10 protein-coding genes and 1 pseudogene are annotated in these 12,947 nt (G+C 72.9%); 6 read left to right on the top strand and 5 right to left on the bottom strand.

All coding sequences use genetic code 11. From position 1 onward, the window contains the following. Window positions 1-45 precede the first annotated feature (45 nt). Both ABTY56_RS19735 and ABTY56_RS19730 read right to left on the bottom strand, forming a co-directional pair. Complete coding sequence (locus tag ABTY56_RS19735) at window positions 46-2,283, bottom strand: serine/threonine-protein kinase (RefSeq protein ID WP_350630215.1); 2,238 nt, start codon at window positions 2,281-2,283, stop codon at window positions 46-48. 68 nt (window positions 2,284-2,351) lie between these two features. Then, the gene (locus ABTY56_RS19730) at window positions 2,352-4,796 is read right to left on the bottom strand and encodes a GH92 family glycosyl hydrolase (RefSeq protein ID WP_350630214.1); all 2,445 of its coding nucleotides are present in this window, start codon (window positions 4,794-4,796) and stop codon (window positions 2,352-2,354) included. 95 nt (window positions 4,797-4,891) lie between these two features. Here ABTY56_RS19730 and ABTY56_RS38855 point away from each other — a divergent pair. Further along, window positions 4,892-5,502: pseudogene (locus ABTY56_RS38855) on the top strand (SDR family oxidoreductase). 270 nt (window positions 5,503-5,772) lie between these two features. Here the strand turns inward: ABTY56_RS38855 and ABTY56_RS19715 are convergent. Beyond that, a complete protein-coding gene (locus ABTY56_RS19715; RefSeq protein ID WP_350630211.1) occupies window positions 5,773-6,042 on the bottom strand; it encodes a lipopolysaccharide assembly protein LapA domain-containing protein in 270 nt (89 codons plus the stop codon). 725 nt (window positions 6,043-6,767) lie between these two features. Further along, window positions 6,768-7,412: a GAP family protein gene (locus ABTY56_RS19710; protein WP_350630210.1), complete on the bottom strand. Its 645-nt coding sequence runs from the start codon at window positions 7,410-7,412 to the stop codon at window positions 6,768-6,770. 519 nt (window positions 7,413-7,931) lie between these two features. Between ABTY56_RS19710 and ABTY56_RS19705 the strand changes: the two genes are divergently transcribed. The 5 genes from ABTY56_RS19705 to ABTY56_RS19685 all read left to right on the top strand — a co-directional run bounded on the left by ABTY56_RS19705 (window position 7,932) and on the right by ABTY56_RS19685 (window position 12,038). Further along, window positions 7,932-8,363 (top strand): hypothetical protein, encoded by a 432-nt coding sequence (locus tag ABTY56_RS19705; RefSeq protein WP_350630209.1) that lies wholly within the window; start codon window positions 7,932-7,934, stop codon window positions 8,361-8,363. A 108-nt stretch (window positions 8,364-8,471) separates the two neighbouring features. After that, entirely contained in the window at window positions 8,472-8,651 is a 180-nt protein-coding gene (locus ABTY56_RS19700) for a hypothetical protein (RefSeq protein ID WP_350630208.1), read from the top strand. A gap of 295 nt (window positions 8,652-8,946) precedes the next feature. After that, window positions 8,947-10,449, top strand: coding sequence for a serine/threonine-protein kinase (locus ABTY56_RS19695; protein WP_350630207.1), 1,503 nt, complete (start codon window positions 8,947-8,949; stop codon window positions 10,447-10,449). Between the two features lie 736 nt (window positions 10,450-11,185). Then, window positions 11,186-11,815, top strand: a complete 630-nt coding sequence (locus ABTY56_RS19690; RefSeq protein WP_350630206.1) for an LppU/SCO3897 family protein — start codon at window positions 11,186-11,188, stop codon at window positions 11,813-11,815. An 82-nt stretch (window positions 11,816-11,897) separates the two neighbouring features. Beyond that, window positions 11,898-12,038 carry a hypothetical protein gene (locus tag ABTY56_RS19685; protein ID WP_350630205.1) on the top strand — a complete coding sequence of 47 codons (141 nt, stop codon included), beginning with the start codon at window positions 11,898-11,900 and terminating at the stop codon, window positions 12,036-12,038. A 297-nt stretch (window positions 12,039-12,335) separates the two neighbouring features. On the opposite strand, the gene ABTY56_RS19680 is transcribed toward ABTY56_RS19685, so the two are convergent. Further along, on the bottom strand, window positions 12,336-12,947 hold a 612-nt coding region (locus tag ABTY56_RS19680; protein WP_350630204.1), incomplete at its 5' end, for an NADP-dependent oxidoreductase.

The raw sequence follows: 12,947 nt of genomic DNA, 5'->3' as shown, positions 1-12,947 counted from the left end.
GCCGCCCAGCTGGTGACGCGCAATCCGCACGGCGCTGTTCCTCGATCAGTTGCCGGGCTTCAACCGCAGCGGGGCCAGGGAGTCCAGCACGCGCTTCGTCAGGGCCTCCGGCAGCGGGCCGTACATGAGGTTCTCGCCGGCCGCCTGGCCCGGCGCGCTCAGCCCGTGGGCCAGGAAGTTCGTCAGGACGGCGGTGCCGGCGAAGGCGCGGTCGGCCCCGCCGTGGTCGCAGAAGCCGATGTAGCCGACGTCGACGATGGGGTAGCTGCCCGAGGCGGGCTTCGCGTAGTCGATCGTGACCGTCACGTTGGTGCCCGTGCCCTGCACCGAGCCTCCGGCGGCCATCAGGCCGGCGGAGTGGGGGGTGAGTTCCACCGCCTGGGAGCTGCCGGACCTCACCTTGGCCTTCTGGAGGGTGCCGGCGTCCGGGAGCGGTACGAAGGACATCGACCACTGGCCCCCGGCGACGTAGGCGGGGAGGTCGGACGCGTTCGTGCCGGACGCGGGCCGCGACTTGTCGGGCCACGCCCGGCCCGGCTGGTACGGGAAGTCGGCGGGCGCCGCCTTGGCGAGGTACTGGGTGAAGATGGCGGTGGACGCCGACTCGTTGCTCGGGATCCGCACGTCGATCGGCGAGTCCGGCAGGTTCCAGATCGAGTTGAGGCCCTTGATCGCCGGGTCGTTCCACTTGGTGATCTTGCCGGTGAAGATCTTGGCGAGCGTCGGGGCGTCGAACTCCAACCCCTTCATCCCGGGCGCGTTGTAGACCACGGCGACCGGCAGCACGGTGACCGGGATCTGGGAGGCGTAGCCGGTGGGGCAGTGGCGGCCGACGACGGCCCGCTGATCGGCCGTCATCGGGGAGTCCAGGGCGACGCCGTCGGACTTGAAGGTCGCGTACTGGTCCATCACGGTGCCGCTCGCGGGGCCGTTGAAGGTGATCGCGGCACCCGGGCACTCCTTGGCGTAATCCGCCTGCCACTGCTTGACGAGGGCCACCTGCAGCCCGTCCGCGCCGACCGCCTGCTTGCCGTCGGGGCCGCAGGCGGAGGCGGCGGTCGGAGCCGTCGCCGTCGCCGAGGAGGACGGGCCGGGCTTCGGGCCATGGGACCCGGGCTCGTCCGGGGCGCGGTCCCACCAGGCGAGGAAGCCCAGGGTGCCCGCCGTGGCGACGACCACCGCGGACAGCGCCGAGCCGATCAGCACACCCTTGCGCCTCCGCGGGCGGGTGGAGGGGGCCGCCGTGTACGTGGGGGCGGCGTACGAGGGCACGGCCGGTGGGACCGGGTTCGTCGGCGCTGCGGCCCCGGCGGGCGGAGCGGCCGGCGTCGCGGTCACCGGAGTCGGCGGAGCGGCCGCCGCGAGCGGAGCCGCCAGGACCGTCGGCGTCGGCGTCACCGGACCTGCTGCCGTCGGCGTCGGCGTCACCGGACCCGCTGCCGTCGGAGTCACCGGTCCCGTCCGAAACCGAACCGTCCGCTCCTGCTCGCCCTGCGCAGCGAGCCCCAACAACCGCTCCACCGTGGGCCGTTGCTCAGGGTCCTTCCTAAGGCAGGCAACGACCAGCGGACGCAGCTCCGCCGCGAGCCCGGTCAGGTCAGGCTCCTCGTACACCACCCGGAACCCCACTGCATGGGAGGAGTCCGCGCCGAACGGCCCGCGCCCGGTGGCCGCGTAGGCGAGCACTGAGCCCAGCGCGAACACGTCCGTGGCCGCCGTCGCCGTACCGCTGCGGTACTGCTCGGGCGCCATGAACGGCGGGGTGCCGACGGCCACTCCGGTGCTGGTCAGCTGGGTCTCGCCGGCCGCCTTGGCGATGCCGAAGTCGATGACGCGCGGGCCGTCCTCGGCGAGCAGCACGTTGCCGGGCTTGAGGTCGCGGTGTACCAGCCCGACGCGGTGGATCTCCCGCAGCGCCTCGGCCAGCCCGGCAGCCAGCCTGCGAACCTCGGGCGGGGTCAACGGGCCCTGGCCGGAGACCCGTTCTCCCAGCGAGGGACCGGCGATGAAGAGCGTCGCCAGCCAGGGCGCCGGCGCGTCGGCGTCGGCGTCGAGCACGGGTGCGGTGAACGCCCCGCTGACCTTGCGTGCGGCCGTGACCTCCTGCCGGAACCGGGCCCGGAACTCGGCGTCCGCGGCCAGCTCGGGCCGGATCACCTTCACCGCCACCTGACGCCCGGACACCGACCGGGCGCGGTACACCACGCCCATCCCGCCCGCGCCAAGCCTGCCCTCCAGGAGGTACCCGCCGATCTCTCGCGGATCGTTCTCCAGCAAGGTCACGTCCCGACCCCTCCCCCCAGGAATGAGCGGCCACCCGGCCGACCGGCCCAGCCTAGTGGGGCACCCGTTCACGAACCGACGGCGGCCCTCGGAAACCGCAGGTCCATCCGCTGCTCCGGCGGGGTCCGCCGGGCAGTGGGCGGACGCGCCGGACGGAGGCGGGTGCCAGGCTGGACGGACCGAGCCGGCCGCGGCATCCCGTTCTCGCCGACGTGGCCACCGGCGTCAGCGGGCTGGTGGTCCGGGGCCGGGGCCGAGGCCCGGGCCGGGGGCGGCGGGAAGGAGGGCGGTGCGTCGGCCGGGTCGCTGCCCCAGGAGGGCTCGGGCGTGTCGGAGAGCGTGAAGGCGAGGGTGCCGCCGCGGCGGACGAAGTCCTCGCTCACCCAGGGGCGACCGGTGGGACGGCCGTCGGTGCGCAGCGCGTGGACGTAGCGGACGGTGTCGGACGCGCCCGGGGCGCTGATGTCGATGGTGGGGCCGTCGCCCCTTCGGATGGTGACGGCGGGGAACCGGGGGCTGGCCAGGACGAGTTCGGCCCGGCCGGGCACCTGCGGGTACATGCCGAGGGCGGCCCACACCGCCCAGGACGACATCTGCCCGAGGTCGTCGTTGCCGGGTTCGCCTCCGGGGGTGTCGGTGAACAGCGTGGTGAGGGCGCGCCGGACCACGTCCTGGGCGCGGTCCGGGCGGCCCGCGTAGGCGTAGGCCCAGGGCGTGTTCAGGGAGGGCTCGTTGCCCAGGTAGGCGTAGGGCGCCCGGGAGCCGGCGTTGAGCTCGGTGAAGAAGGTGTCGAGCCGGTTCACGGCGGCCGCACGGCCGCCCATCGCGTCGAACAGGCCGTGCTGGTCGTGGGGGACAATCCAGGTGTACTGGGCGGAGTTCCCCTCGGCGAAGCCGCCGGGCCGCTCGGGGCCGAAGGGGGGCCAGCTACCGTCCGCGTCGCGCGGCTGGACGTAGCGGCTGGTGTCGTTGAAGACGTTGCGCCAGTTCGCCGAGCGTCGCAGCAGGACGTCACGGGTGGCGAAGTCCCCGAGACGGGAGGCCAGTTGGGCCAGTGCGAAGTCGGTGGTCGCGTACTCCAGCGTGATGGACGCGCCTTGCCCGTCCGTTTCCGCCGGGACGAATCCCATGGTGTCGTAGGCCTCGTGGCCGGGGCGTTGGCGCGGGTCGTCCCTGCCCTGCCGGGCCAACCGGAGCAGCCGGGGCGCGTCGAAGCCGGTGGCGCCGAAGGCGTGGACGGTGGCGGCCATGGTCGGCAGCGGGTCACCGACCATCACCCCGGTGCCGCCGTTGGCCAGGGTCCACCGGTCGAAGTAGCCGGCCGAGTCGCCCTGGTCGGTGATCGACTGCGCGATGTCGGCGGCCTCGTCCGGGGCGATCAGAGCGATCAGCTGGATCTGCGAGCGGTAGACGTCCCAGCCGGAGAAGTCGGCGTACTGGGCGTGGCCGTGCCGGCTGGTGCGAAGCCGTCCGTCGAAGCCCGGGTAGCGGCCGTCGGTGTCGCTGAACACGCTCGGGTGCAGCAGGGCGTGGTAGAGCGCGGTGTAGAAGACCCGGCGCTGCCCGGTGGTTCCGCCCGCGACGGCGATCCTGCCGAGCAGGTCGTTCCAGCGGGCGCGGCCGCGGGCACGGACCTCCTCCAGCGGGACGCCCCGCTGCTCGCTCTCCAGGTTGGCGCGGGCGCCCTCGACGCTGACGAAGGAGATCCCGACCCGGGCGGTGACCACGCGGTCGGGGCCGGCGTCGAACGAGACCACGGTCCTGGCGTCCGGCGATCGGCCGCCGGCGTCCACGTGGCTGAACGGGCGGTCGAACGCGGCGTGGAAGTAGACCCGGTAGCGGTTGGACGTGCCGCAGAAGCCACCGCCGTCGGTGAACCCGGAGACGGTGGAGTCCCGGACGGTGAGTTCGCCCGACGCCGCGTTGAAAGCCCGGCCCGCATCGACGGTGAGGGACGCCGTGTGCCCGGCCGGATAGCTGAAGCGGGCGATCCCGGACCGCTGGGTGACGGCCAGGTCGATGCCGATGCCGTTGTCGAGGGTGACACCGTACGACCCGGGGGCGAGGCGCTCGTTCGCGTGCGAGAACGCGGAGGATGCCGTCGGCGTGGCGTCCAGGACTGGCATGAACGGGGTGGTCCCGTAGTCGCTGCAGCCCGCACCGGAGATGTGGGTGAGGCTGAGACCGCTCAGCCTGGGGTCGTCGTAGGTGTAGCCGCCGTGCTGGTAGGTGACGGTGTCGGGACTCCACTGCATCATGCCGAACGGCACCGACGCCCCCGGGAAGGTGTTGCCGGCGCCGCCGCCGTGGCCCCGGTCGGGAGCGTCCGCCCGGGTGCCGACGTACGGGTTGACGTAGGCGGCGGGGTCCTCGACCCCCACGTGGGCCGGGAACCGCCCGGCAGCGGGCAGGCCCGCCGCGGCCGCTGCGCGCGGGGTCGACCCGACGGCCGACATGGCGGCCCCGAGGAGTAGGACGACCCCGGCCCGCGCAAGGGAACGGAGACGGAACACTGGACCTCCCGAGTGCGCCTGGTTGACTGCCGGTCAGCGCATTCTGTCGGTGTCCGTACCGTTGACCCGGCCGCGACAGGCAGCTTGTCCCCCGCGTGGCCCGGGGCCGACGCGGATCCGTGGCCCGGGCGCGGTTGGGCGAGCCGGCCGAGGGCCGCCGCCTGGACGTCGCCGACGGCGACGCCATCGCCGCGTTCTTCGAGGAGGTCGGGGAGTTCGACCACCTCGTCTACACCGCGGGCGAGTCTCTGCTGATCAAGCCGCTGGTCGACACCACCCCGCTGGAGGCCGGGGCCGTGTTCGAGCGCCGGTTCCGGGGCGCGTTCCTCTCCGCCAAGCACGCTGCACCGCGACTGCGCGACGGCGGCTCGATCACCTTCAGCTCCGGCGTCCTCGCGATCCGCCCCCTGTCCGGAACCGCGCTCACGGCGGGTATCACCGGCGGCATCGAGGCCCTGTCCCGGGCCCTCGCCGTCGAACTCGCCCTCTGCGCGTCAACGTGATCCGGCCCGGTGTGATCCGTACCGAGCTCTGGGACGGCAGTGTCCCGGACCCGGAGGCCTTCCTCCGGGGCGCCGGGTCCGAGCTGCTCACGCGGCGTGTCGGCACTGCCGAGGAAGCTGCGGCGGCCTGTCTCTTCGTCCTGGCCAACGCCTACGTCACCGGCACCACGCTCGCGGTGGACGGCGGCGCGGCACTGGTGTGACACCGGCGCCGGCCCGTGGGCTCGCGGCAGGCCGGTCCGCGGCGACCGGGTTCGGAGCGACGGGCGGGCCGGTTGGCAGGTCATCCGCCCGCCTCGACCGGTGCGGCGCGGTGCGGCGGTGCGGCGCGTTACGGCCGCGGGCTGATCGTGGCCTGCCGGGGGCGGTCTCAGCCGCCCGGGAAGGCAGAACGGCGCTTGGGCGCCGGAAAGGCGCAGCCCGCGCTCGGGCTGCCGGGTGGGGCCCTGGGCGCCGGCCCACGGGCCCCGGGATCACGACCCAGTCGACTTGCGGGCGGCTCGGCGGCGGGCCAGGAAGACGCCGATCAGCATGCCGACGAGGATCGTGACGGTCAGGACGACCCAGAGCGGCATGGTGACGTCGGAGATCCACAGGGTGATGGTCACCGAGGCGGTGTTGACCGCGATGAACCAGACGGCCAGGACCGCGATGACGGCCATGGCAATGGTGCGCAGTCGTACCTCGCGGCCCTTGACCGTGAGACGCGACGGCTCGTGGTGCGTGCGGGCGTTCTGCGACATGGCTTCAGTATCGTGCGATTTGCCCGCTGCCGCCCCGCGCGGCGGTCCAACCCGTCCCACGCCCCGTCGCGCAGTGTGATCGGCCGAGCGCCACCGCCTCCGGGGCCGGGCGGCCCCTGCACCTGCGCCCGTTCGCGATCGGTCAGCGCCTTGACCGCGTTGTGGTCGTCGCCGAGCTCCCGGAACAGCACTGCGGAGCTGCCGAAGGACTCCGGGGCCGTCCCGCCCGGTGCCGTTCCCCACGCGCAGCCGGTCAGGAGGGGTGCGGCGAGTCCGCGGAAGGCGGCCGAGGGCATTCGGACTACGCCGCTGCGGTGATCCGGACCGCCGAGTGCCCGTGTTGCCTGCCGGGGCGACGGTGTGGTTCGTGCACTGACTGGAGTTTCGTCCGGCAGAAATGATCTCGCCATATGAGCAGGAGTCTGGGCCCGCGGGCTGTCGTCGCCGCGGTCGCCCTGGCCGCCGCGAACGCCGGCGCCGGCGCCAAGGCCAGTGCCGGCGCCAGTGCCAGCGCGGAGGAAGGCAGCAGCGAGCCCCGTTCGGACAGCTCCGGCAAGAGCAGCAGCAGTCCCAGCCAGGCGGCAGGCAGTCGGCGTCCTACGGCTGCCAGGCGTCGTACCGGACAAGACGCGGACACGGGCGGCAGGAAGGTCCCGGTCTCGCTGAAATCCTGCCGTACGGCGGCCCCGGAGCCCGTGACGAGCCCGAGGTCTCCCGGTGGGTCCTCAGGCGACGAGTTGGTAGATGCTGCTGGCGGTGAGCCAGAGTCCGGCCATGAGGGAGAGGGTGATGATCAGCTGGTCCTGGTGCTGTTCGAGCCAGGTCCGCAGGGCGTTGAGCCGGGCGTGGGAGGCGTCCGGAGCCCAGACGGTGTACAGCTCCATCACCAGGAGGCTCAGGGTGGCCAGCAGGCAGTAGCCGGTCAGGTCGAGCCAGGTGGACGCCGAAGAGAGGTCGGCGTCGACGACCGTGGCGGCGCCGGCCCCGACCAGTGCCCAGGGCTGGAGCAGCCAGGCAAGTCCGGCGGCGGTGCCGAGCGAGGCGTTGTCGACGCGCCCCGCCCAGCTCGGTGGCCGGTACGGGCGGGGAGGCTGCCGACTCCGGTAGCCGCCGTACACGACCAGGCCGACGCCGATCGCGAGCTTGGCGGCGAGGGCCGCGCTCGAAGGCGAACTGTGGTGGACGGGTGGAGTCCCGCCGGTCAGCAGCAGCACACAGGCGACGACGGCGACCAGGTTGGCCAGCCAGGACAGCAGGAAGGCGAGGCCCTTGTGGACGCCGCGCCGCGAGGAGAGCAGTAGGACGAAGGCGCTGTTGTGCAGAGGCCCCAGGGTGATGGCCGTACCGATCACGATCAAGTCGACAACCATCGGATCACCCGCTCCCTCACGTCGACGCTCCGCCCGCAGGCCCAGACCGGCTTCGGCCCACGCGGCGGGCCGACTGCCGTTGCCCGCGGACGGCAGCACACGGCCGCACCCGACTCTGCGGGGCCCGATCCGACGGGTCAAGCAGGCCACGCCGACAGCCTCTTCGGCGTCGCGGCTCCGTCCGCGGCGCGTCACTCCACGGGCCGGAGCTGCTCCGATCAACCATGTTGTCGCACAGGCGGATTGTGTGATCGAGAGCGCCAAGGCCCCGATTCATCCGCACGTGATCGGACGGATGCGTGTGGACCCCGGCGGTCCTCGATGGCACCGTCCGCGCCTGTCCGCGCCTGTCCGCGCCCGCGAACCTGAGCACGCCCACCGCCTCCTGACGCCGCGACTCGACCGCGACGCCTCGGTACCGGCCCCGTCGGCTCGCGGCCGGTCGGGGAGAAGATCGGGGACCGCGTCGAGAGTCTAAGTTGGGGCCCAAGTAACCCGATTCCGATTGGCACTGGTCAGATGGCTCACAACTCCACCACCGTCCCGGCTCGCTCATCCTCGAACGATCGGTGGCCGCTCTTCACCACCCTGGCGATCCTGGCCGTCCCGGTCGGACTGGCCTGCACCGTCTACGCGTTCTGGGCCCATGGCCACTACGTCGGCGGACTGGTGTGCGTCCCCACCCCCGCGATACCCGTCTCCGCACAGGTCGCCGCATGGGCCGGTCCTGCCATCGGCATACTCGCCGTGCCCGGCCTCGCTGTGCTGATGTGGGTCGCGGTGCGGGGGCAGAACGCCATGGCGCGGCCCCTCATGCCGCTGATGATCATCGCGCTCGTCATCGACCTGCTGATCATCGTGCCGGAGGTGGCCAACCTTCACTCGGTCCTCCCGGACTTCGAGCCGCACAAGGTCACCGCCACCTTCTGCGGGAAGGGCTACAGCTTCTGAGATCCGCCATCCCGCAGGCACCGGACCGAGGGTTCCCGCCGTCTTCTCGTCCGGGGCGACACCGTCCACGTTCCCACGCTTCAGTTCGACCAGCCGAACGTGTCCTGGGTGCTCGACGGCAACCAGTCCCAGGCCCGCGACGCGCGAGCAGCCCTCCTCGAACGACTGGCCCGGCCAGACCACTTCGTGGCCGGCACCCACCTCGACTCACCCGGCATCGCCCGCGTGATCCCCTCGGGCGACGGCGACGGCTATGCGTTGGAAGACCTCGCACCACCGATCGGCTGATCGATCCTGTCGGTTCCGAGTCGCGCTCGCGACGGCGGGCGGGGAGGGAAGCCTCGCCCGGCCGGCCGGATGACCGTCAACTCGACTACCCGTTTGTGCAGTTGACGCTTCCTTCGCCTGGTCGGCGGCCTGCCCTTGAGCCTGCCGGGCTGACGGATCGGGGATCGGTCGTGGACGTTCCGCCGACACTGTGTGGGCGGTTGTGCCGACGGTGTCCGTGAGCAGAGCCATGCGGTCTCGAATCCTGTGCCGATGCCCTACTGTTTACCCGATCTCACAAGGGGCGGGGGGTCCGATGCAGGGCGTGCTGATCGGCGAGCGTTACCGGATGGCCGAGCTTCTCGGCGCGGGTGGGATGGGCGCGGTGTGGAGCGCTCATGACATCCGGCTGGCCCGGGACGTTGCCGTCAAGCTCGTCCTGCCGCGCTTCGACGGCGAGGACGGCGCCGCGGCGCAGGCACGTTTCGAGCGGGAGGTGCGGATCACCGCGCGGCTCCGTCATCCGAACATCGTGGGTGTCCACGACTGCGGGACCCACCAGGATGCCGGGCGGTCCGTGCCGTTCGTGGTCATGGACCTCCTGCCCGGGCAGTCGCTCGCCGCGGTGCTGAAGTCCGGTCGGCGTCCGGGCGTCGGGCAGGTCGTGGACTGGGGCGTGCAGGTCTGCCGGGCGCTGGCCGCGGCGCACCACGAGGGTGTCGTACACCGCGACATCAAGCCGGCCAACCTCTTCCTGACCCGACGTGCGGACGGCACGGAGGACGTCGTCGTCCTTGACTTCGGCATCGCCGCCTACCTGCAGGGGGACCACACCCAGCTGACCGCCGATGGTCACATGATCGGCACCGCCGCCTACATGGCCCCCGAGCAAGCCAGGGCCGAGAGCGTCGACGGCCGGGCGGACCTGTACGCGCTCGGTTGTGTGCTGTACGAACTCCTCACCGGTGCACCGCCGTTCGGCACGCGAAGGCACCCGCACGTCCTCGCGGCCGCTCACCTCGACGAGGCGCCGGTTCCGCCGCGGCAGCACCGGCCCGACCTGCCCGGCGGCCTCGACCGGTTACTGCTCCACCTCCTGGCGAAGAGCCCGGACGGGCGCCCCGCGTCGGCGCTCGCGGTCGCCGAGGCGCTCGGGGGCGTCACCCACCACCGGCCGGTCACCGCGTTCGCCGCCCCGCCCGTCACCGACACCAGGCTCGCCACCGCCATCGACGGTCGGCTGCCCACCGCCGGAGAGCTGACCGCCGCCTACGACCTGGCCAACGCCACGGGCCGGGAGGGCCGCCACGGGGAGGCGGCGGCGCTGCTGGAACGGGTGGCGGCGGACCGGGCGCGCGTTCTGGGCGCCGACCATCCGGACACCGTCAACGCCCGGCACAACCATGCGTACAACCTGGGCGAGGCGGGGTGGCTCCAGGAGGCGGCCGGCCTGTTGGAAGGGGTGGCGGCGGACCGGGCGCGCCTGCTGGGCCGCGACCATCCGCACACGCTGACGGCCCGGCACAACCACGCCTACTACCTGGGCGAGGCCGGTCGGCGTGTCGAGGCGGCGGCACTGCTGGAGGCGGTGGCGGCCGATCGGGAGCGCGTGCTGGGCCGCGATCATCCGCACACGCTGGCGGCCCGGCACAACCACGCGTACAACCTGGGCGAGGCGGGGCGGTACGCGGAGGCGGCCGGGCTGCTGGAGGCGGTGGCGGCCGATCGGGCGCGCGTCCTGGGGGCATCCCACCGACTGACGATCACGTCCCGGCGGAGCCAGGCGGTGTACGCCGGGAAGGTCCGGCGGTTCGGCTGATCCTCGGCCCGGCCGCGGCGGTGGTTCGGCCCTGGGGGCCTCCCACCGGCCGGCCCCGGGAGGTCGAATTCATCGACGGGACACCGGGCTGGCCGGGGCCGCCGGTGAGGAACAGCAGGTCGCCCTCGGGGGCCTCGGTGTTGCCGGCGACCGCCACGGCGAGGTCGAGAGTGCCGGGCGTGGCGCTGCTGTGGTCGAGCGGGACGGTGAGGGTCCCGCAGGTGAACTCGGGCGGTCAGGTGGTGGCCGGGTCCGTCGGCGCCGCAACCCCGCTTTGGGGCCCGGCAGCCGAAAGGTCCCCGGGCCCTGATGATCGGTGAGGGATAGCCGCGAGACTCGGGGGCGAAGAGGGCCGGTGGAGTGTCTTCGACGACGGTTCGCGGTGAGCCGGCGCCGGGGCAGGACAGTGGACCCGGCCTGCCCTGACGGGCGTCTGAGTGACCGGGACCGTCACCGGCAGGCCGCGGGGTTTCGCGGCGAACGACCGATTCGTGGTCACGGTTCGGTGACCTTCGAGCCCTTGGGGGATCGACGGCCCCTTCTCGGTGTTCGAAGGCGGTAGATTTCCCCAGCACACTTTCTTGATCACCACGGGGGATTCACCATTTCCGCTCAGTCTGCCGAGCTGCCCGACACCGCCGCGCCCACGGAGACCGCCTCCGCCACCCCGGTCCAGGGGGAGCCCGGGTACGGCGAGGGGCAGCTCACCTGCGCCGTCTGCGGTTCCGTCCCGGCTGTGAACGCCACCATCCGCGGGCACCAGGGCTTCGTCATCGTGATGCGCTACCTCAAGCGCCGGGGCCCGTTCTGCCGCACCTGCGGCATTGCCACCCACCGGGAGATGACCTCCGATACCCTCTGGCAGGGCTGGTGGGGCATCCCGTCGTTGATCGTCAACCCGATCGTCATGCTGTTCAACATCCCGCAGCGATTGAAGATCAACAAGCTGGCGGAGCCGGTGCCCGGAGCCCCCGGCACGCCGATGGACACCGGCAAGCCGGTCTACCTGCGGCCCACGATCGTCGGCTTGCTGATCCCGGCGGTCCTGATCACGCTGATCTTCGCCCTGCTGAAGGACGACCCCGAGTTCGCCAAGGCCGGCGACTGCATCCACAACAGCAGCCCGCTCGCCATGTCCGGTCTGAACGACAACAACCCGGACGTCAAGGTGGTCTCCTGCTCCGACCCGCAGGCGGACGCCCGCATCGTCGGCCGGGCCGACGGCACCACCGACGGTCAGACGGAGTGCCGCAAGTACCCCGACGCCGACAGCTACTTCACGTACAAGCGGGGGAGCGACAAGTACCTGCTGTGCCTGACGAGCCTCAAGCCGCGGCCGAATCCGACCTTCCCCCTGGCGGGCTGACCGGCCCGGTCGGCGGCCCGGGCAGGCCGCGCGCCGGGGCGGCCCCCTCAGACCCTGCGTCTCCCCGGAGGTCTGCTCCTCGATGGACCTGCTCGTCGCCGCCGTCACCGTCCCGCGCTCGGACGGCAAGGGCGACGAAACGGCGGTAGCGCTGCTGCCCGCCGAGCGCGAGGGCCTGAGCGTGGGCGGGGCGGACACCGTTCAGCGTGGCCTGCCCGACTGAGGCTGTCGGCACGGGCTCGGTGGTGGTGACGGCCGAACAGGGCCGTTCCATCCGCGTCGGGGTGGCCGCGTCGGCTCCGGACGTGCACTGGGGGTTCGCGGTGACCCGGCCGGACGCATGGCCGCCGGAGGTGGGGCGGTCACTCCCGTGGTGAAGAGGCGGGTGTGGTCGCTCCGGTGGCCGGGGCGGTAGCCGCCCCGCCCCGGCCCCGTCCGACGCGGTTTCACCGCCCGCTGCCGAACGGACGGTCGGCGCGCCGACCGTCCGTTCGACGCGGGGACGCCGGCGGGCGGCGGCTCAGACGATCAGGACCCGGCGCCCCCGGGTGTGGCCGGCGCGGCTGTCGGTGTGCGCTGCCGCGGCCTCGGTGAGCGGGTACGACTTCTCGACCGGGATGTGGAGTCTGCCCCGGGAGATGAGGTCGACGGCCTCGGCGAGCGCGTCCGGCACGCTCCCGGCCACGCCGGAGAACCGGACGCCCAGCTGCGGCGCGCCGAGGTCGGCGATGGAGACGACCTTGCGCGGGTCCCCGGTCAGCTCGACGAGTTCGCGGATCACGCCCGAGCCGGCCAGGTCGAGGGCCGCGTCGGCCGGGCCCAGGAGCCGTACCCGTTCGACCCAGCCCTCGCCGTAGGTCGTGGCGAGGGCGCCCAGGCCGCGCAGGTAGTCCTGGTTCGCGGCCCCGGCCGTGGCGATCACCGTGATGCCGCGCTCGCGGGCGATCTGCAGCACCGCCGACCCGACGCCGCCGGACGCGCCGCTGACCAGCAGCGTCTGCCCGGGCCGCACGCCCACCTCGCGGATGATGCGCAGTGCGGTCTCCACCACGGACGGGTACCCGGCCGCCTCCTCGAAGGTCAGTCCCTCGGGCATGCGGGCCCAGGCCGACAGCACGGCGAACTCGGCGTA

Origin of the sequence: Kitasatospora sp. NPDC097691 (assembly GCF_040302665.1) — a bacterium.
Classification (GTDB): Bacteria; Actinomycetota; Actinomycetes; order Streptomycetales; family Streptomycetaceae; genus Kitasatospora.
The sequence above is the reverse complement of the archived record's forward strand: the minus strand, read 5'-3'. Positions and strand labels throughout refer to the sequence as shown.

Coding starts and splice junctions, on each gene's coding strand:
- ABTY56_RS19715 (WP_350630211.1), bottom strand. CDS start 6,042: ATGTCGCAGAACGCCCGCACGCACCACGAGCCGTCGCGTCTCACGGTC.
- ABTY56_RS19710 (WP_350630210.1), bottom strand. CDS start 7,412: ATGGTTGTCGACTTGATCGTGATCGGTACGGCCATCACCCTGGGGCCT.
- ABTY56_RS19705 (WP_350630209.1), top strand. CDS start 7,932: ATGGCTCACAACTCCACCACCGTCCCGGCTCGCTCATCCTCGAACGAT.
- ABTY56_RS19695 (WP_350630207.1), top strand. CDS start 8,947: ATGCAGGGCGTGCTGATCGGCGAGCGTTACCGGATGGCCGAGCTTCTC.
- ABTY56_RS19685 (WP_350630205.1), top strand. CDS start 11,898: ATGGACCTGCTCGTCGCCGCCGTCACCGTCCCGCGCTCGGACGGCAAG.